Here is an 18,965-nt window from a genome sequence, read left to right as displayed (position 1 = left end):
ACAAATCATACGGAACAATCCGCTTGCAGCTCGACGGCCGTCGGCATACCCGGCTGCGCTCCGATTTTCGTTACCGTGACTCCCGCAGCCTTGGAAGCGAATGCGGCAGCTTCGGCCATCGATTTGCCCTCAAGCAGCTTGCACGCAAACGCTCCGATATAGGAATCTCCCGCCCCGGTCGTTTCGATCGCCTCTACCTCCGCAGCTTGCACGTGGAGCTTATGGATGCCGTCATACAGCAAGCTTCCGCCTCTCCCCAGCGTAATGATCAACAAATCGCCGATTTGTTCTAACAGCTTCGTGCAATGCTCCTTGGCCGAATCGAGATCGTGGATCGCCGCGCCGCAATAGAAGCTGGCTTCCGGCTCATTGACGACCAGGCAGTTCACCTTCTCCAACGCCTCAGGCGACAATTCCAAAGCAGGAGCGGCATTCAAAATGATGTAGCAGCCGTGCTCATGGGCTTTGCGGATTGCGTATTCCACCACGCTTACCGGCGTTTCCAGCTGCAGAATCACGATCGAGCTCTTAACCAACAACGGCTCGACCTCATCGATTTGCGACCGAGTTACCGTGTCGTTCGCACCCTTGGCTATCGTTGCCGAGATCGTGCCGTCCTGGAGCGCCTGCACGACACCGACACCGGTCGTCTCGTCCACCCTTTTCACATAGTCCGTGTTTACGCCGTATTGCGTCAGGCCGTCCAGCAAATAATCGCCGAACACATCGCGCCCGACCGCGCCGACAAGATAAGTGGCAACCCCGAGCTTGGCGCATTGTACCGCTTGATTGGCGCCCTTGCCTCCGCCGGCCGTCGTCATGCTGTCCGCCGGGTAGGTTTCTCCCTTCACGGCCAGCCGTTTTTGCTTGAAAATCAAATCGAAATTAAGGCTGCCGATCACCGTTATCATTTTTTCCTTCATGCTGTTTGCTCCTATCCGGCCAGCTTGCTGTTCTCTTTTTTGGCAAGAAGCTTATGTCGTATGCTGCTGAATTTACCCTGAATGATTTCAAAATAAGCGGCGACCGCGATGATCGCGCCTGTCGCGATATATTGCCAGAAGGCATCGACGCCAACGACGACCAATCCCGTTTTCAATGCCGACAGCAGAAGTGCGCCCAATAACGTTCCGAGAATGCTTCCTTTGCCTCCTGCCAGGCTCGTGCCGCCGATTGCCGCTGCGGCGATCGCGTACAGCTCATAGCCTTGTCCCGCCGTCGGCTCGCCCGTGCCGAGCCGCGCCAGCATCACCATGCCTGCCAATGCCGCGCCAACACCGCAGAACGCATAAGTCATGACCTTGTTATAATTCACGTTGACTCCCGATAACCGCGTTGCCTCCTCGTTGCCGCCCATCGAAATGACAAACGTGCCGAAGCGCGTCTTCTTCAGCAACACATGGCCGACAACGGCAAAGCCGAGCAGAATCGGGATCGATACCGGGAAATTTCCGACCAGGTCGCCATCCATGATACGGCGAAAATCCGGTGGAATATCCAAAACGGGCCATCCGTTCGTGATGATGTAAGCGACGCCTCGGAAGGCGCTCATCGTTGCCAAGGTGGCGATGAAGGGCTGAAGCTTGATCTTCGTAACCAATAGGCCGTTTAACGCGCCGATCAAGGCTCCGATCACGATTCCGAGGAAAATAGCCGTCGGCGGATTGATTCCGTTCCTGGTCAACAGCGTCCCTACGCTAACGATGACAATCGCCATAATCGCGCCGATCGACAAGTCGATGCCGCCTGTAATGATAACAAATGTAATGCCGATGGCAAGAAGCCCGTTAATCGTACTCTGATCCACAATATCAAGTAAATTGCCAGGGCTCAAGTAGATCGGATCGATAGCCGTAAATATAGCGATCATCAGGATAAGCGATATGACCAGGCCCATCTCCCTGCCCATTGTCAACCTCAACCGGTTTAGTTTATTCATGGCGTTATTCGGTTCCTCCCATGGCGTAATGCAGCAACGTTTCTTCGGTTAATTCGTTTCGTTGCAGCTGCTTGACGACCTTCCCTTCATGCATGACGATGACGCGGTCGCTCATCCCGATTACTTCGGGAAGCTCCGAGGACACCATAATGATGGACTTGCCGGCCTCCAGCAAACTCTCCATCAGCCTGTATATTTCAGCCTTCGCCCCAACGTCGACCCCTTTGGTCGGTTCATCGAAAATGAATATATCGACGTCGGTCGTCAGCCACTTGCCGAGTACAACCTTCTGCTGATTACCGCCGCTCAGGTTAGAAGTCATATATTCGGGATCCTTCTGATTCAGCCTGATCTCCCCGGCATAATGCCGGCAATTGTCATCCCGCTTGCTATCGTTAATGAAGCCGAAAGTCGAAAATTTATCCATCGAAGCCAGCCCCATGTTGACGGTATTGCTGAATACATGGACAAACCCCTGGGTTTTGCGGTTCTCGGGTATAAGCCCTATTCCATGCTTCAGGCCCTGCTTCGGCGTTCTGATCTTCACCTTCTTGCCTTTCACGTAAATATCGCCTGACGATTTCTCGTCCGCACCGAACAGCGTTCGCACGACATCCGTCCGTTTCGAGCCGACCAGCCCAGAGAAGCCGAGGATTTCTCCTTTGCGCAGTTGAAAATTAACATCGTGAAAAACACCGTTTCTGGAGAGGTTCTTGACCTCCAGAATGACCTCGTCCGTGTAAAGGCCCGGTTTTTTGCGTTCCGCGAAGGCAGCCACATCCCGCCCCACCATGCTTTGAATCAGATGTTTACGAGTAATGCTCTCCGCCCTAAAGGTGCCGACATGCCTCCCGTCGCGCAGCACGGTAATTTGATCCGAGATTTTAAACAGTTCATCCAGCCGGTGCGAGATAAAAATGACAGTTATACCGTTGGCCTTCAATTCCCTGATGATGTCGAACAAGGCGCCGGTCTCATTCTCGGTCAGCGCCGCGGTAGGCTCGTCAAAAGAGATGATCCGGGATCGGTGAAAAAGCGCTTTTGCAATCGAGAGCATTTGCATTTCCCCAGTGCTTAGCCCCCCGGCCGGATCCGTGCTTCTGAATCGGCACCGAAGCCGGTTCAGTATGACGTCAACTTCGGCGTGAAGCTTTTTGAAGTCAATGAAAGGTCCCTTCATCGGCTCGTAGCCGAGCGCCACGTTCTGCCCCACCGTCAAATCGGCAATCAAACTAACTTCCTGATGAACCTTGGAGATCCCTCTGTTCAAAGCATCCTGGGCATTGCGAAAAGCGGCCTTCTCGCCCGCTATCCATACTTCCCCGTCGTACTCGTTATAAATGCCGTGCAGGATATTGAGCAGCGTCGACTTCCCGGCACCGTTCTCACCGATCAAGGCATGCACTTCGCCTTTTATGATGTCGAAGCTGATGTTATCGAGCGCCTTCTGTCCGGGAAACGTTTTCGTTACGGCCCTGAAGTTTATAATCGGATTTTGCGTCATACCGTCCACCCTTTTATAAAGAAGCAGCCGGATTATCCTCTCTCCGGCCGCTCCCCGAATGATCAGCTTGCGAGTTTATTCGAACTTTGCCGATTCCCAGCCGATGATTTCTTCCGCCGCTTTATCGACGTTGGTGCTGTCGATCAACGCCTGCGGTGTCCAGACGACGCGCGGCACTTCCTGCTTGCCAAGGATGCGGACCGCTACCTCTACAGCGATCTGTCCCTTGTATTTCGGGAAGGAATCGATCGTGGCGGATAACTCCCCTTTTTTGATCGATTCATACGCTTCGCCGATTCCGTCCACGCCCACGACCAGAATATCCTTGCCCGATGCTTTTACCGCCTCGACGATACCGAGCGCCATCGTGTCGTTGTTGGCGAAAATCGCCTTCAAATCCGGATACTTCTTGATCCAGGTCTCCGCCAGGTCCTTCGCCTTGGCGCGATCCCAGTCCGCGTTCTGCTTCTCGACGATTCTGACGTCCGGCGCGTTGGCCTTCATCCAATTCTCGAAGCCGGCCGTCCGCTGGCGGGCGGCAAACGCCTTCGGCATACCGATGACGATCGCAACCTCGCCTTGACCGCCAATTTTGCCGGAAATCCATTCCGCTGCCAATTCGCCATTCTGAATCGCTTTGGGACCTACATAGTTGGGAGCGGTTGCAATAAGTCCGTCATTGACGTTGACGACCGGAATGCCCGCTTTCTTCGCGTCTTCCACACCCGGCGTCAGGTTGCCGTCGGAAATCGGGGACAGCAGCAGCGCGGAATATTTCTTGTTGATCATATCCTTGACCACGGATAGTTGGCCTTGTTCGTCGCCTTCCCCCTGCGCCGCCTTGACGTCGATGCTGACATCAAAGCCTTGAGCCTGCATATCCTTTGCGCCAATCTCCATGCCTTCTTTCAGGGTCCGCCAGTATTCGTTCTCGAATGCCTTGGATACACCGCCGAGCTTAATCGTCCCTTCCGGCTTCGGCACTGCGCCGAGTTGCTCCCGCAATTGCTTGAAGTCAATGCCGTCCGCCGCTTGATCCGGATTGAACGAAGCGGAGGCGGCGTTGCCCTCCGTTTCCGCCGCTTCATTCCGGCCGGTCGAGTTCGAGCCGCAGCCCGCCGCAAAAATCGTTAAGGCAAGCATGATCACAAACGCTTTCAACATTCCGTTTCTTTTCATTGTAATTCCCCCAATAGTTAATGGCAAAGCACACCGGCAGCTTTCGTTACTTCAAACAAGCAAACATGATTTCTTGCGCGGCGATCGCATCGTTCCGGTCGATAATCGACTGGATTCGGTCGAGGCCCAATTGCTCGATCAAACTATCCAGCTTCTCATACATGGCTATGTTGGCTCTCAACTCCTCCAGCGGCTGCTCTCTTTCCGGGAAGGTATCGAAATAAACGACGCCGTTGTAGCCGTATTTCTTGAGATAAAAGATGAATTCGAGCGACTGCGCGAAATTGACGGAACCTACAATCAAGCCGTCGTCATTCAGCTTGTTTCCGTCATTAAGATGCACGCCGTACAGCTTGCCCCGTTCCGCCACCAAACTGAGACCGTAGGAGGGATTCTCCGCCTTCATCAGCATGTGGCAAAAATCGAGCGTTACGCCGAGATTCGGCGCCCCGACGTCACCAACCATAAGCAGCGTATCGCCGTAGCTGGAAATGAACGAGTAGGCGCGCGGCTGGAACGGTTTGTATTCGATGCTGATTTTGAGTTCGTCGCCGTATGCGCATATTTCCCTGAACGCGTCGACCACTTGCTTCCAAACCTTGGCATAGTTGATTTGGAAGGCGTAATCGAAGCCCTCATAGCCGAGCCATATAATGATATGGCTTCCGCCCAGCTCGCGGCAAACATGGATGGATTGCTTGCACAGCTCGATCGCCTTCCGTGCAATCCCGGAATCCGAATTGCCGAACTCTCCGTTTATGAATTGACTTCTGAATCGGGGCGCGATTGCATTCAGTTGCAGATTGTTTCGTGCCAGAGCAGCCTTGATCTCTTCAACCGAATGGCTTTGAAAATGCTCCGGAAAGTTCAGGTCCACATGGGTGAGTCCCGATACTACCGCAATTTGATCAAGCGTTTCGACGATAGAACTGTTATTGAACGAATTAAGCCGGGTTGCAAACTTCATTTCAAGTCTCCTTATCAGTCAGGTTCTCTCTGTGCTCCTTCAAAAAAATGATGTGACATGCAGCGGTTTCAGACAACGCTTTCATAATATCCTTTTGCAACTACCACCCTTCAGACCAAATTTAATGAAACTGATTTAAAATGATAATGCCTGCTTGATACTTACTCAAATCATATATAAAAACTCATTCATTGTCAATAACAATCATATATATTCAAATTGAAATGAATATATATGAATTTTAATGAATATAAAGGGGCAATAAACCGACCGTTGACGACAAAAAAAGGCTGTTTCCGAGAAACCCCGGAAAACAACCTTATGTTTTACCGCATCGCGATCGATATGTTGTCATCTTGTTGAACCCAGTCGACTGTGGCGCCGAGCGATTCGCTGATAAAGCGCAGCGGCAGATAAGCGGAGCCGTTTACCGCAAACGGCTCATTTTGCAGCAGCGCGCCTTCGTTGTTCAGCGCGAATTTCTGTTACTCCTCAAGCGGCTTGGAAAAGCCGAATACCGGCGCGGCTCCGTGAGCGGTTGCGGCCCAGCGCACCGCATTCGCTATGACCCGCAAGACCTGGCTGTTATAATAGGTCGGATACGTTTCATGACCCGGTTGGAAGAAAAAGATTTTTCCGAGCCTGCGATAAAACGCGCAGCCGCTGCGGAACACTTCACCGCCCGGAAACCAACTGACGAATATCAGCTCATCGGGATCCGGGATATCGAAAAACTCGCCGTACATCTCTTCCTGCTCGACCTCGAAATACTGGCCCAATCCTTCCGTGATCGGGTGGGCGGGCTTGACGACCCATAATCGTTGTTTCTCGGCAGCTTCTCTCCATTTCAAGTCAGCGGTTGTGCCCATCAATTTCCTGAATATTTTCGAGAAGTGCGCCGAGTGCAGCGCGATCAGCCCCATCCCGTTCAGCACTCTGTCATATATTCGGTCGACAACCTTGTCGGCGACCTCCTCGTGGGCGAGATGCCCCCACCAGATCAGCACTTCCGTCTGATTGAGCACCTCTTCCGTCAAGCCGTGCTCCGGCTCATCCAGTGTGGCTGTGCGAATCTGAAATCCGTACGGCTCAAGGCCTTGCGCAAGAGCCTTGTGAATGCCGTCCGGATAAATGCGGGCTGCCTCCGGATTGGTTCTCTCGGGAACAAATTCATTCCATATCGTGACTCTGATCGTTTTCAACTCTACGGTCCGATTCCCGATCGTCACTCTGATCATGTTGCTCCGCTCCTTCCGAACGTTCCCCGACAGGTATTCCCATTATATGAGTCCAATTTTTAGAAAAATACCGGAATTCCTTCTTGAACACGCAATGGCGTCATATATAGTAACAAATTTGATCAAAAGGCTGTGATGCCAATGAAATTCTATGTGGCCGATGCCGGAGATTCCCTTCGAACGATCGCCGCCAAGAACGGTATCGGGATAACGGAGCTTATTTCCCTCAATCCGCATATCGCGAATCCCGATCACAACATCGCCGGCAGACAAGTAAGGCTTCCTTCTTCATCCGGGACGGGCGAAGTTCCCATGTGCCCGCCCCCTGAACCGAGGGCTTATCTGATAGACTGGATTCCGCTTACGCCCTTGGAGCGAATGGCGGAAACGGAATATGACGCGGTCATCGTAGGCACCGGGGCAGGCGGAGCAGCCGTCCTGTGGAGATTATGCGAGCAGTGGGGGGCAAACGGGAAACGGATCGGAGTCGTGGAGGCGGGAGATCTGCTGCTGCCGACGCATACCTGGAATATTCCCACGTTTAATGGCGAGCGTGCGGGGAGATTTATCGAAAATCCGAAATTATGGAATCGGTTCGGGCGGTTCCTGCCGGAATATTCAGGCGCGAAAACGTTTCTCGCCCTTGGCGGAAGAACGGTGCATTGGGGGGCGGTAAGTCCGCGAATGCATGCTTCCGCGCTTGCCGGATGGCCTGTGACCCCGCAGGAGATGGAGTTATACTACAATATCGCCGAACGGGCTATGAACGTTACGCAGGACTATGCCAAGGATTCTTCGATCACGGAAATTCTGCTTGACCGTCTGCGAAACAACGGCTTTCCGGAAGCGGTATACGCTCCGCTGGCCGCTGATCTTGAATCGACCCGATACGGAGAAATTCGCTCCAATGTGATTTTCAGCTCGATGATATTTTTGGGAAGGGCGCTTAACCGGAGGCCGTTCGACCTGGCGGTCAAAGCACGCGCCGTTCAGGTGATTGCGGAGAACGGAAAGGCGGCCGGCGTGAGGGTCATGACCACGGCCAAACAATCTTATTTACTCAAAGCTAAAACCGTCGTTTTGGCGGCAAACGCTTATGAAACACCGCGCTTGCTGCTGAACTCGGGCATTCAGGGGCATGCGATCGGCCGTTATCTCACCAACCATTCGTTTATAACCGCCAGAGGAACCGTAAGCACCCGAAGCTTTCCCGAAGTGTTGGGAACGCTGGGCATTCTGATTCCGCAGACGGAGCAGCGCCCCTATCAGCTGCAGTTTGGCGGACCGGCAGGCTATTACTTTTACCATAACGAAGAAAAACCCGCACGGGAGGAGTGGGACATCGGTTTCTACGGCGCTTTCGGCACAGTCGAATCGCGGTTTGAAAACAGGCTTGATCTTGATCCCTGGAGGCGGGATGAATACGGGGTGCCGGAGCTCCGGATCCAGTTCTCGTACAGTGAACGGGATCGGGCGATTATCCGCCAAATGACATCTGCCATGCGGCAGGCCGCCTCGGCCGCGGGAATCCGTCTGATTTCCCCAGGCGGCCTGCCGGATCTGTGCCTGCACCCCCCCGGGGATGACAACCATGAATCCGGAACGTGCCGGATGGGCGAGGATCCCTCCACTTCCGCCGCCGACCGGTACGGCCAAATACACGGCATTTCCGGGCTGTATGCTGCCGACAACAGCGTATTGCCTTCGCTCGGAGCCGCCAACCCGACGCTGACGACCGTTGCCCTGGCGATCCGGACGGCCGACCGTATCATTCGCGCTTGAACAACGCCGCCGCCGTGACCAGCAGCAGCGGAACGACAAACGCGGCCGACGCCCATACCGGATGGATGACGGTAACGATTTCCGCCCACTCGGTAGCGCTGTCAAAGCCGACGAGCGTGAGCAGAAATCCGATCAGCGCCAGCGGCATGACAAACGTCCGGTAGTCCTTGAATCGGAATAGCTGGGTCAAATACAGGCTCAGCACGTACAGCGTAATGCTCGTTTTCATGTAAGAGCCGACGATGAGCGCCATGCCGGTGATCGATTCGACCCTTTGAATAACTTCCTCAAATTCGACAATGCGCGCCAGGGCAAAAAGCGCGTACGGCCTTTCCCCGGCGTATGGCCCGAATACCATAATGGCGGCTAGACTGGCAACGGACAGAGTGAAAATATTCAGCATCAGGGTATAGACCATGGTGCGGGATAATTGCCCGGATGAACTTTGGGCGGCGAACGGAAAAAGCATGGAAAACAGGAACACTTCGGCATAAGGAAAACCGAATGTGAAATAGGCGCCGTGGAGCACCGGCTTGATCCCGTCCGGCATAACCGGCAGCAAGAAGGCCGGCTCGTACTCAGGCAAGGCAAACAGCAGAACCATTGCGATCAGAACGGCGGCCACCAGCATGATCAGCGTAAACATTCTCGCCATCACCTCGATTCCGGCGCGAACGGTCAAGGCCGATACCATGAAGATAAGAGACGTAAAAGCATACATCGGCGTTTCCCTCAGCATCGAGGTGATCATGAATAAGCTGACGTCCACGACGATGGCCGACTCCATTTGAACAAGGAAAGACAGGGTCACGATCGACAGGGCGGCGGTCAGCCACGGTCCGATCAATTTGCGGCTGTATTCCACGAAGGTCAAGCCCGGATATCGGCGCTGCAGAAAGAGAATGCACGCCAACAGGAACATTCCCAATCCGCCGGATATGAGAAGGGACAGCCAGGCGCCGTTGCTCGCCCTGGCGATGAGCGGACCGGGAATATTGATGATGGAAGAGCCGGTCATGAACACGAAAAAGAGCACGCCGATCTGAAGGTGGCTGATCTTTTGCTGTTTATCCATCATCTCGCCTCCCCGGCGTCAGCGCCGTTATTTGCGAACCTTCAGCAACGCGTCGATTTGTTTCGCCGCCACCCCGAAAACAGGTTCGAACAAATCGTGAAAATTAATCCAATTCCTGTTGACCGCATAATCAACGGCAAGGTACAATGAGCCGGCCATGAGCAGCAGATAAACGGCTTTCTCCGGTTTATCCAGGGATTTCAAATGAAGCCTGTCATGCGCAATCAGGCTGCCGTAAACGGCAACCAGGACGATGATTCGTTCCATCATATGGGGCGCCTCCCTCTACGGAGCTTCGGATAATACGGGTTTGCCGCTCGCGGTTCCGCTTGTCACGATCCTCACGTCGACGCGGATGTCGAAACGGGTTTCCGCAAATTGATTGTCCCAGTTTTTTTTCATTTGCTTCCACTTCCCGGGGTTCATTCGATAAATCCGGTTGCCGATCCCGATGACATCCGTTTTGCGGGTTTGAAGCTCACGGATCGCGCCGGCCATCTGGCTTTGCAGTTTTTCTTCCGTTTTGCGGACAAGCTCGGCTTCATCCGCTCTCGTTTCAATGCTCGTACACTTCAGCTCGCCGATTGCGACATCTGCCCGGGCCCGGACTTGAACGGTTGCCTCGTCTCCCCGAAGCCTGGGCTTTATTTTCGTCTGCAAAACAAGAATCTCCAGCGACTCCGATTCCCCTTTCCTCCCGGGACAGGCAACTTCAACGACGCCGGCATTGTACTCGTTTCGCAGCATGAGCAGACCTTCCACCTGTTTCGCAGGCAGGACGCCGGTCATTTTCCCTTTCTTGAAAAGGGCAAGGCCGGCTGCGTTAAACGTTTGCTTGTCCTTTTTGTTCTCATATACGTAAGAGACGGCGGCATCGCTGTGCGCGCTTCTCATCTGCACGACCAGATCAAGCAGGGTCGTATCCAGCGTTTTGCCGGCATCGTTGTAAGCGGATTCCCTGGCCCTGAGCAGCTGCTGCCCCGTCGTCTGCTCGACAAGCGGCTGTTTTTCGAGCAATTTGGCCGCGGACCCTTTCGCAACGATGAGGGATACGCTGTGCCTCGGCTCGTGGTCCCGGTAAAAGAAGTCGAGCAGCTTGCCGATATCGGCTTTCCTGGCCAGCTTCTCCCCAACAACGATGACGCGCATATGGCTCCACTGGGCTTTCCTTCCCAGCTGGATCGGAATGTCGCGAACCGCTTCCATGACGGAAGCGCCGGTCGTCTTGATATTAATGTTGGAGGCTTCGGTCGACGGTCCCGAACCGCCTTTCGCGGGAGTCGGGCGGTAGATTTGCGTCGTTAAAGCGATTTTCCCGTTCTCCCCCTGGTCGAGCGCGACACCCATCACGAATCCCCGCTCCGTCAGCTCGTATTTGCTCCAGCATCCGGGAACGATCAAGACCAGTGCCGACAGATACAAAAGAAGCATGCAATTTTTCATTTTCCCTCATTCTTTCCATGCGCATATTTGCATCTGGCTACTTGACCGTCTTATGCATATGCCGATCGCGCGGAGCGCGAAGCAGCACTTTGAGCGGAACCCGCAGCAGGACGTCGCGCAGCTCGACGAGCCGGAACGGCGCGAAAGGCGCCAGATAAGGTTGTCCGAGCGAGCGAAGCTTGCAAACATGGAGCAGTATCAGCAGGAAACAAATCATCATCCCGAAGCCTCCCAGCAAGGCCGCGCAAATCATCAGCGGAAATCTCAATATCCGCAGGGCGATGGCGATATTGTATTGGGGAATCGCGAAGGAGGCGATCCCTGTCGCCGCCACGATAATGACCATGATCGGAGAAGCGATGCCGGCGTTGATAGCCGCTTCTCCGATGACAAGCGCCCCCACGATGCTGACCGCGGAGCCGACCGGCTTGGGCAGCCGGACCCCGGCTTCCCGCAGCAGTTCAAAGAAAAATTCCATCAGCAGCGCTTCAAAAAAGGCGGGCAGCGGTATGCCTTCCCGCGCGTCAATGACCGCAAGCAGCAGAACCGTAGGAACCAGCTCGGGATGGAATGTCGATAACGCAATATAGACGCTGGGCAGCGTCAGGGCCATGAGAAAGGCGATTATTCGAAGCCAACGGACGAAGGTCGAGTATACCGTTCGCTGATAGTAATCTTCGCTGGATTGGAAAAATTCCGCAAAGAGACCCGGGCACAATAAAATACTGCTCGTGCCCTGCACCATGACGGCAATCTTTCCATCCAGCATGGCGGATACCGCCACATCCGGCCGTTCCGTGTACCGATGCTGGGGAAAAGGGGAGTAGGTGGAATCCTCAATGATTTGTTCGATAAAGGAAGTCTCCAATATTTCGAGCTGTTTGATTTGCTCCACTCTTTTTTTGAATTCTTTCAGCAATGCGGGGTCTACCGCCCCTTCGACGTATCCGTAAGCGACATTCGTTTGGGTTTCTCCGCCTGCCATGATCGTTTCGATCTTGAATTTAGGGCTCTTCAGGCGCAGTCGAAGAAGCCCGAGATTTTTTTGCAGGTTTTCGACGGTGCTCTCCCGCGGGCCCTGCACAACCGACTCGTTGGCCGGTTCGGTAACCTGCCTCGTCTCGACGGACTGCGCTTTGTAGCTTAACGCTTTGTTCCATTGGTTAAGCAGGATGACGATGCGTCCGTTAGAAATATGTTCCACGACGAGATTGAAATCGTTGAGAACCGTCGGTTTTTTCTGCGCAACCCCGTCGTGCTCAAAAAAAGAGATGAATTGCTCGGGCTTGATCGTCGTCCCGGGACCGACCTCATGCGTGACGAGATCCTGCAGGGATGTCTTCATAAAATTGATCTTGTCTTCCTGTACGAGCGAATCGTAATAAACGGAACAAGCCGTGTGCTGCAGTTCGGGACCGTAATTCCAATGCTTGAACACAATATCCGAGCTGACCGCGAATATCTTTTCCAGCTGACGCAGATTGTCCGACAGCTTCTCGGAGATCGGAAGTTGTTCCTTATTCGCCTGTGATGTTCCGCCGGCAGTATTGGTGGTCATCCACGTCACCCAGTTTCCGTTTGCTGTACCAATTTGTGTTAGTATGATTCTTCCTGTGATGAACTATACATTTCCCTGTATGGGCATATCTATTTCAAAGCCGGCTGATATAATCCGCAGTCCGAAGCGCCAATGCCACGGCGGTCAGTGTGGGATTGGCCGTTCCGCTCGTCGGGATCACGCTGTTATCCGCCGCATAAAGACCGGATATGCCGTGTACCTGGCCGTGAAGGTCGGTTACCGATGTATCGGGGTCATATCCCATTCGGCAGGTTCCTGCGTCATGAATCGCCTCTGTCAAAGGCCCCGGTTCCTCTTCGACGGCAGTGGCCTGCATGGCGGAAAAAAGCCGTCTGACCCCTTCCTGCATGTCGCGAATGACCGCCTGATCCTTCTCGCTATAGGAAAAATGGACGCGGATAACCGGCACCCCGTATTCATCCCGCTCCAGCGGATCCAATTCGACCCGGTTCTCAAATCGCGATTCGACTACGCCGAAGGCGCCGGCTACGACTCGCAACCGTTCCTGCAGCGGCTTGACGAGATACTGCTGGTACGCATTGTATTCTTCCGGGGGTCCCCCGATCATGACTTGGTAGGGACGGTCTTCCCTGCCGGGAATTAATATGCCGAGCGCCCCCAGCACCTCCGGAAATTGTTCACGGTCAAAATATCCGGTCAACCCCTGAAGCGAATGGGTGGTCAGATAATGGCCGATCGCCCGTCCCGGAATCCCGGAAGCAAGCAGCAGACGAGGATTCTCGAACGTGCTGGCGGAGAGGACGACGGTCTTGGCCTTCATGACATACGACTTCTTGTCCGGCGTCATGACCCTCACGCCGGTTACTCTCTTTTGCCCGGTAAGGATCTCCACGGCCCGGGCATTGACGGCCAAGTCGTAAGGCCGCCGGTTCAGCGCTTCGGCAAACCAGGCGATCGAGCTGAAAGCGGCATTGGAGTGAAGCTGTCCGTATCGGGTCGGCTCGAGGTCAACGGCGATCGGCATCGGGACAGCATCCGGAAAGCCCCGTTCGAGAAGCCGTTCAAGCAGGACGCTCGTGTAATAGGATCCTTCCTGATAAAAGGGAGTGACGCCCATGGCCCGTTCGGCGATCGCGTAATAATGCTGCAGTTCTTTTGCCGGAACGGGCCACCCTGCCGTTTCGGAAACGGGCATCCGCGGCGCCACTAATTGCCAAGCGAGCGTCCTGCCGCCGAATGCGATCAGCTCTCTGAAATAAGTTTGCTCAACCGGTCTTGCAACTTTATCGAAATATTGCCTGAAGCGCGGAAGAGAGTATGTGGGAATATTATAAAAATGGGTCGGCAGCAGCAAATCGCCCGCTTCCACGACGCCGATTTTTTTTCCGTTTGCGCCCCATTGTCGGGCTAATCTCCACAGAACGGCGCCGCCCCCCGCTCCCGATCCGACAATGAGCACATCGTACTCCGTTTGCGCCATTCGCTCCGGCGAAGTGAGCGGTATCCATTCGTTCCGGAAATCCGTTCGGCGGGGAGAGGATGCCGCGGGCTCCCGGTTTCCCATCGATATCGAATAGGGCGGCAGCCTAACCGGTTGACCCGAAAGGTTTGCGTCAGGGCTACCCACATGCGGGTTGAGGGAAATAAGCGCTTCCAGCGAAACATTCCGGCGGCGTGCAATGTTCCTTAACGCCTCGCCGTCACTCGCGATATAAATCCTCATAATCCCCTTCCTTCCGCAGCGCCTTAAGAGGGCTCCTTTTCTACAAATCATCGTATGATTTATATGAAAGAAGCAGGTGAATGATGACATCGCGGACTCGAGCTTATCTGGCCGCCCAAGCCATTCCGCGTCTCATCATGGTCAGCACTTCGGGTATCATCACAATGTCGGCCGAATGACCGAGCGCGTTGTAAAACACGCGTCCCTTGCCGTATTTTTTGGTCCACACGACGGGCATGAACACGGGTCTCCACACTTCGGGCGGATAGGTCTCATAATAAGAAGTCGCCAGAACCTCGATTGCCGGATCGATCAGCATGTAGTAATGTTCGGTGGCGACTTCGAAATCCGAAATCCCGCGGGTAATGGGGTTTTCTTTGTCCTTGATAAGCACTTTGAAGCGGTATCCGGGATGCGCCGCAAAGTTTCCGCCCACCATCAACTGGTATCTGGATTCACAGGGAAACGTATATCCCATGCCGCCGTGCAGCCCCGCCAGTCCGGTTCCGTTGCTGATCGTCTCGAGCAAATTGTCCAATTGCTGCGGAGTAACGGTGCCTTCCGTCCAATTAGGAACAATCAAATCCATTTGCATCACTTTTGCCTTGTCATTAAAAACGTCCCATGTCTCGGATATTTCCACATCAAAATTATCCTGCCTCAATAAATCGGCCAAAATTTCGGCAATTTCCTTCGGCTGGTGCGGCGCATACCCGCCTGAAACGATCAAAGCCTTTTTGGTCCTTTGCCGAAAGCCGTTAGAACGCGTATGTGTATGAATCCGAACACGCACTGTACGATCCATCCCTGCTGTTCCTTTCCTGTTTGAACTGAAAACAGATTCAGAGACAGTATATGCGGCAGTCCCGCCGTATGCTTATGGCCGAAGACCTCATACGATGACGGACACTGCACAACATGGCTGTCACAACATGCTTGCCAAACGGTTTTGTATCGGTTACGATGAACTTCATGAACCCATCATAAAACTGAATATCGGAAACAGGTGCCTATCCGACAACAAGATGCCCGGATCGGCTTAAAAGGGAAGTTCGGTGCAAAACCGACGCGGTCCCGCCACTGTATATGGAAGAGTCGCAGCAAATAGGCCACTGGTTGCAAACGCAACCGGGAAGGCTGCTGTGGATGATGACGCCAATAGCCAGGAGACCTGCCTGTTTCAACGGCACTGCTTTACCTACGGGAGATAGGGAGGTGTTAGACGGCAACCAACGTTCTATAACGGCGGCGTCTTTCCCTTTGTCATATTCGGGGAGAGACGCTTTTTTTATTTGTCTGTAAGCCATTTATCCAAGCGGGAGGAAAAGAAAAAATGCAAGGAAAAGTCACAGTTGCAAATCTTGGATATCCAAGAATCGGGGAAGATCGGGAGTGGAAAAAAACGCTGGAAGCGTTCTGGTCGGGAAAGTGCGGCGAAGAGGCTTTCTATGCCGAGATGGAACGGATTCAGCTCGCGCATCTCGAAGTTCAGAAAGCGAAGGGACTGGACTCTATTCCGGTCAACGACTTTACTTATTACGATCACATGCTGGACATGGCGGTCATGCTGGGTGTCGTGCCTGCACGGTTCGGCCACACCGGAGGAGCTGTTCCGATAAGCACTTACTTTGCCATGGCACGCGGGAACGAGAATGCGGCAGCATGTGAAATGACGAAATGGTTCAATACGAATTACCATTACATTGTTCCGGAGATCGGAGAGGCGGTTCCTTGCCTGACGGAGAACAAACCGCTTGCCGCTTACCGCTTTGCCAAGTCCAGAGCCGGAATTGAAGGAAGGCCGGTCATCGTCGGTCTTTATACTTTTTTAAAGCTGTCCAAGGGTTTCCCATCCCATCATCTTGCCGATCAAATTGAACGGTTCCTTCCTGTTTATGTGGAACTGCTGAAACAACTGGAACAGGAGGGCGTCGCCTGGGTTCAGATTGATGAGCCCGCACTCGTTACGGATACGAAAGCGGAAGAGTTTGAAAGAGTGGAATTGATTTACAATACAATAAGGGATCGGGTTCCGCAATTGAACATCATGCTGCAGACCTATTTCGAGGCGGTCGACAACTATGAGCGTCTTGTAAATTTACCGGTTGACGGCATCGGTCTTGATTTCGTGCATGACAGCGGAGCCAACTTGAAATCTCTGAAACAGTATGGTTGGCCCGACAACAAATCGCTCGGTGCGGGCATTATCGACGGACGCAATATATGGCGTTCCGATCTGGATGCCAAATTAGCCCTCATCCATGAGATTCTGGAACATGTACCCGGTCACCGGCTCATTCTGCAGCCTTCCTGCAGCCTGCTCCACGTACCGGTTTCGTTGCAGCGGGAATTGAAGATGAACAAGACGATAAGAGACGCGCTTGCTTATGCCAACGAGAAGTTGGATGAATTGACTCTTCTCAAATCCGCAGTATCGGATAATATGACCGGCGATCTCGAAGCAAGCCGCACTGCGCTTTCCTTGTTCCGCAAGCTTCCGGAACGGAATCGCCCGGATGTCGCCGCTCAGATGGCCGGTATCGATTCACTTCGGGACAAGCGGAACCTTCCATTTCAATCCCGCTTCGAGGTCCAGCGCCTCAAATGGAACCTTCCGCTCTTGCCGACCACGACGATCGGCAGCTTCCCGCAAACAGCCGAGGTTCGCCAGGCACGTCTGAAATGGCGGCGGGGAGAATGGGATGACGCCAGATATGGCATGTTCGTACGGCAGCAAATTGAACAATGCATCAAGGTTCAAGAAGAAATCGGATTGGATGTGCTCGTTCACGGGGAGTTCGAACGGACGGATATGGTTGAGTTTTTCGGTGAAAAATTGGCCGGATTCTTGTTTACCCAGAATGGTTGGGTACAATCGTATGGCTCCCGCTGCGTCAAACCGCCGGTTATTTACGGAGACGTCGCATTCACAGGAGCCATGACCGTAGAGGAAACCGCCTACGCGCAATCCTTGACCGAGTTGCCTGTTAAAGGTATGCTTACGGGCCCGGTAACCATTCTAAATTGGTCGTTCGTACGCGATGATCGCAGCCGGGAAGAGGTGGCCAATCAAATCGCGCTTTCCCTAAGGAAAGAAGTGGAGGCGCTGGAGAGCGCCGGCATCGAGATGATTCAAGTGGACGAACCGGCTATCCGCGAGGGACTGCCGCTCAAAGAGCGGGATCAGGCGGCGTACCTGGAATGGGCCGTCAAAGCGTTCCGAATCGCAACCGCGAGCGTGAAGGATACGACTCAGATTCACACTCATATGTGCTATTGCGAATTCCACGATATGATCGATTCGATTCTGGCGCTTGATGCGGACGTCATCTCCATCGAGACATCCCGAAGCCATGGCGAATTGATTGCCAGCTTCGAGCTCAACGGCTATGACCATGGGATCGGCCTCGGCGTGTACGACATCCACAGTCCGCGCGTTCCGTCCGTGGACGAAATGTCCGAAATGATCGATCGGGCACTCCGGGTGCTCGATCCGGAGCTGTTCTGGATCAATCCCGACTGCGGGTTGAAGACACGCGGTTGGGAAGAGACGGCCCATGCGCTGAGGAATATGATCACAGCCGCGCGAGCAGCCAGAGAAAAGCTGACCGGCGTTATTCATTAAGAGTGAATGGACCTGTAAAAAACGATTACAGGGGGAATTCATGCGAAAAGATCTATTGCATTTCTTGCTTACTGTCAAAGAAGAGCGAGTCATGTATTCGATGATTAGCAATATGAATAAGGAAGATCTTATCACTTTGTTTCAATATTTGTCCTATACATCTTCGGACATTCAAGAACGCTGGCACACTGTTTACGAAAGATTGATGGATTACCGTTCTTTCTTTCAACCATAACCGTATTGCCGGCTTTAAAAAATCGCTGCAGGAATATGAGATCCCTTTTGCCGACAACATGGTGCTCCGAACGCCGGGGGATATGGACAGCAGCTATCACTTCATCGGCAGCCTGTTTGCGCATGAGCGGCCTACGGCCAAGCACTTGGTCGACATGCTCCTGCAGCGAATCAACGATCCCGGCAGCACGCCGGCAGCGATGATCAAAAAGCCGGAACTCGTCGTCAGGGAAAGCACCAAAAAAGCGCCGTAGCCGTTCATAGGTCAAACGAAACCCTGTCCGGTACGGACAGGGTTCATATACATGCCGTCAACGCGCCACACTTGGGGCCCGCTCGACTTTCAGCCAAACGCGTCCGCTGAGCTTCCCGTGCCGGGCACCTCCGATGGGTTTCATCCAACGCAAATCGGGATGCAGCCCTCTTTTCACCGCTATGCTGGATTCTGTCCAGCAAAATGAAGCAACGATCGCCCCTCGAGAAAAAAAACGGCCGATCCGCTGTACGATTTCCAATATAAACCGGACTCTCAGCGAACAGAGGTTCATATGGTTGGATGATTTCCAACATAGGATTACAGAATTGTCTAAGGAACGCCGGCCGTTTCATTCCCACAAATGCAACCTTCCTCCCCGATACTGCGTTTAGTAGTTACACAAAAAATGAGGAGCCATTCCTGTAATGAAGTAATTTGAGCTTTGAGCAAAAAAGCGCCG

16 protein-coding genes and 1 riboswitch are annotated in these 18,965 nt (G+C 53.5%); of the genes, 3 read left to right on the top strand and 13 right to left on the bottom strand.

Translation table 11 applies throughout. From position 1 onward, the window contains the following. Positions 1-5 precede the first annotated feature (5 nt). The 7 genes from RWM61_RS08360 to RWM61_RS08330 all read right to left on the bottom strand — a co-directional run bounded on the left by RWM61_RS08360 (position 6) and on the right by RWM61_RS08330 (position 6,827). Complete coding sequence (locus tag RWM61_RS08360) at positions 6-923, bottom strand: ribokinase (RefSeq protein WP_313999462.1); 918 nt, start codon at positions 921-923, stop codon at positions 6-8. An 11-nt stretch (positions 924-934) separates the two neighbouring features. Then, entirely contained in the window at positions 935-1,939 is a 1,005-nt protein-coding gene (locus RWM61_RS08355) for an ABC transporter permease (RefSeq protein ID WP_313999460.1), read from the bottom strand. Positions 1,940-1,943: 4 nt separating this feature from the next. Further along, on the bottom strand, positions 1,944-3,443 hold the full coding sequence (locus tag RWM61_RS08350; RefSeq protein WP_313999458.1) for a sugar ABC transporter ATP-binding protein: 1,500 nt from the start codon (positions 3,441-3,443) through the stop codon (positions 1,944-1,946). A 75-nt stretch (positions 3,444-3,518) separates the two neighbouring features. After that, positions 3,519-4,622, bottom strand: coding sequence for a substrate-binding domain-containing protein (locus RWM61_RS08345; protein ID WP_313999456.1), 1,104 nt, complete (start codon positions 4,620-4,622; stop codon positions 3,519-3,521). A 46-nt stretch (positions 4,623-4,668) separates the two neighbouring features. Further along, on the bottom strand, positions 4,669-5,589 hold the full coding sequence (locus RWM61_RS08340) for a sugar phosphate isomerase/epimerase family protein (RefSeq protein WP_313999454.1): 921 nt from the start codon (positions 5,587-5,589) through the stop codon (positions 4,669-4,671). Between the two features lie 326 nt (positions 5,590-5,915). Continuing rightward, positions 5,916-6,062 carry a stalk domain-containing protein gene (locus RWM61_RS08335; protein WP_313999529.1) on the bottom strand — a complete coding sequence of 49 codons (147 nt, stop codon included), beginning with the start codon at positions 6,060-6,062 and terminating at the stop codon, positions 5,916-5,918. A gap of 12 nt (positions 6,063-6,074) precedes the next feature. Beyond that, positions 6,075-6,827: a ThuA domain-containing protein gene (locus RWM61_RS08330; protein WP_313999452.1), complete on the bottom strand. Its 753-nt coding sequence runs from the start codon at positions 6,825-6,827 to the stop codon at positions 6,075-6,077. Between the two features lie 141 nt (positions 6,828-6,968). Here RWM61_RS08330 and RWM61_RS08325 point away from each other — a divergent pair, with 141 nt between their 5' ends. Then, the gene (locus tag RWM61_RS08325) at positions 6,969-8,609 is read left to right on the top strand and encodes a GMC oxidoreductase (RefSeq protein WP_313999450.1); all 1,641 of its coding nucleotides are present in this window, start codon (positions 6,969-6,971) and stop codon (positions 8,607-8,609) included. On the opposite strand, the gene RWM61_RS08320 is transcribed toward RWM61_RS08325, so the two are convergent. The 6 genes from RWM61_RS08320 to RWM61_RS08295 form a co-directional block, all read right to left on the bottom strand. Continuing rightward, complete coding sequence (locus tag RWM61_RS08320; protein ID WP_313999448.1) at positions 8,596-9,684, bottom strand: GerAB/ArcD/ProY family transporter; 1,089 nt, start codon at positions 9,682-9,684, stop codon at positions 8,596-8,598. The genes RWM61_RS08325 and RWM61_RS08320 overlap by 14 nt on opposite strands. A 27-nt stretch (positions 9,685-9,711) precedes the next feature. Next, positions 9,712-9,954: a hypothetical protein gene (locus tag RWM61_RS08315; RefSeq protein ID WP_313999446.1), complete on the bottom strand. Its 243-nt coding sequence runs from the start codon at positions 9,952-9,954 to the stop codon at positions 9,712-9,714. 15 nt (positions 9,955-9,969) lie between these two features. After that, positions 9,970-11,115 (bottom strand): Ger(x)C family spore germination protein, encoded by a 1,146-nt coding sequence (locus RWM61_RS08310; protein WP_313999444.1) that lies wholly within the window; start codon positions 11,113-11,115, stop codon positions 9,970-9,972. A 49-nt stretch (positions 11,116-11,164) separates the two neighbouring features. Further along, a complete protein-coding gene (locus RWM61_RS08305; RefSeq protein WP_313999442.1) occupies positions 11,165-12,685 on the bottom strand; it encodes a spore germination protein in 1,521 nt (506 codons plus the stop codon). A gap of 94 nt (positions 12,686-12,779) precedes the next feature. Then, positions 12,780-14,390: a GMC family oxidoreductase gene (locus tag RWM61_RS08300; protein ID WP_313999440.1), complete on the bottom strand. Its 1,611-nt coding sequence runs from the start codon at positions 14,388-14,390 to the stop codon at positions 12,780-12,782. A 103-nt stretch (positions 14,391-14,493) separates the two neighbouring features. Then, a complete protein-coding gene (locus RWM61_RS08295) occupies positions 14,494-15,120 on the bottom strand; it encodes a ThuA domain-containing protein (RefSeq protein ID WP_313999438.1) in 627 nt (208 codons plus the stop codon). A 257-nt stretch (positions 15,121-15,377) separates the two neighbouring features. Next, positions 15,378-15,584, top strand: a riboswitch (cobalamin riboswitch). 139 nt (positions 15,585-15,723) lie between these two features. Between RWM61_RS08295 and metE the strand changes: the two genes are divergently transcribed. Then, positions 15,724-18,015, top strand: a complete 2,292-nt coding sequence (gene metE, locus RWM61_RS08290; protein ID WP_313999436.1) for a 5-methyltetrahydropteroyltriglutamate--homocysteine S-methyltransferase — start codon at positions 15,724-15,726, stop codon at positions 18,013-18,015. 317 nt (positions 18,016-18,332) lie between these two features. Beyond that, positions 18,333-18,503 (top strand): hypothetical protein, encoded by a 171-nt coding sequence (locus tag RWM61_RS08285; RefSeq protein WP_313999435.1) that lies wholly within the window; start codon positions 18,333-18,335, stop codon positions 18,501-18,503. Positions 18,504-18,965: the final 462 nt, after the last annotated feature.

Source organism: uncultured Paenibacillus sp., from assembly GCF_963515335.1.
In the GTDB taxonomy this organism is placed as follows: domain Bacteria; phylum Bacillota; class Bacilli; order Paenibacillales; family Paenibacillaceae; genus Paenibacillus_I.
The sequence above is the reverse complement of the archived record's forward strand: the minus strand, read 5'-3'. Positions and strand labels throughout refer to the sequence as shown.

Bases quoted from the DNA above. Each gene is read 5' to 3' on its own strand.
- RWM61_RS08355 (WP_313999460.1), bottom strand. From the start codon at position 1,939: ATGAATAAACTAAACCGGTTGAGGTTGACAATGGGCAGGGAGATGGGC.
- RWM61_RS08340 (WP_313999454.1), bottom strand. From the start codon at position 5,589: ATGAAGTTTGCAACCCGGCTTAATTCGTTCAATAACAGTTCTATCGTC.
- RWM61_RS08350 (WP_313999458.1), bottom strand. From the start codon at position 3,443: ATGACGCAAAATCCGATTATAAACTTCAGGGCCGTAACGAAAACGTTT.
- RWM61_RS08305 (WP_313999442.1), bottom strand. From the start codon at position 12,685: ATGACCACCAATACTGCCGGCGGAACATCACAGGCGAATAAGGAACAA.
- RWM61_RS08300 (WP_313999440.1), bottom strand. From the start codon at position 14,390: ATGAGGATTTATATCGCGAGTGACGGCGAGGCGTTAAGGAACATTGCA.
- RWM61_RS08345 (WP_313999456.1), bottom strand. From the start codon at position 4,622: ATGAAAAGAAACGGAATGTTGAAAGCGTTTGTGATCATGCTTGCCTTA.
- RWM61_RS08320 (WP_313999448.1), bottom strand. From the start codon at position 9,684: ATGGATAAACAGCAAAAGATCAGCCACCTTCAGATCGGCGTGCTCTTT.
- RWM61_RS08310 (WP_313999444.1), bottom strand. From the start codon at position 11,115: ATGCTTCTTTTGTATCTGTCGGCACTGGTCTTGATCGTTCCCGGATGC.
- RWM61_RS08285 (WP_313999435.1), top strand. From the start codon at position 18,333: ATGGACAGCAGCTATCACTTCATCGGCAGCCTGTTTGCGCATGAGCGG.
- RWM61_RS08360 (WP_313999462.1), bottom strand. From the start codon at position 923: ATGAAGGAAAAAATGATAACGGTGATCGGCAGCCTTAATTTCGATTTG.
- RWM61_RS08325 (WP_313999450.1), top strand. From the start codon at position 6,969: ATGAAATTCTATGTGGCCGATGCCGGAGATTCCCTTCGAACGATCGCC.
- RWM61_RS08315 (WP_313999446.1), bottom strand. From the start codon at position 9,954: ATGATGGAACGAATCATCGTCCTGGTTGCCGTTTACGGCAGCCTGATT.
- metE (WP_313999436.1), top strand. From the start codon at position 15,724: ATGCAAGGAAAAGTCACAGTTGCAAATCTTGGATATCCAAGAATCGGG.
- RWM61_RS08330 (WP_313999452.1), bottom strand. From the start codon at position 6,827: ATGATCAGAGTGACGATCGGGAATCGGACCGTAGAGTTGAAAACGATC.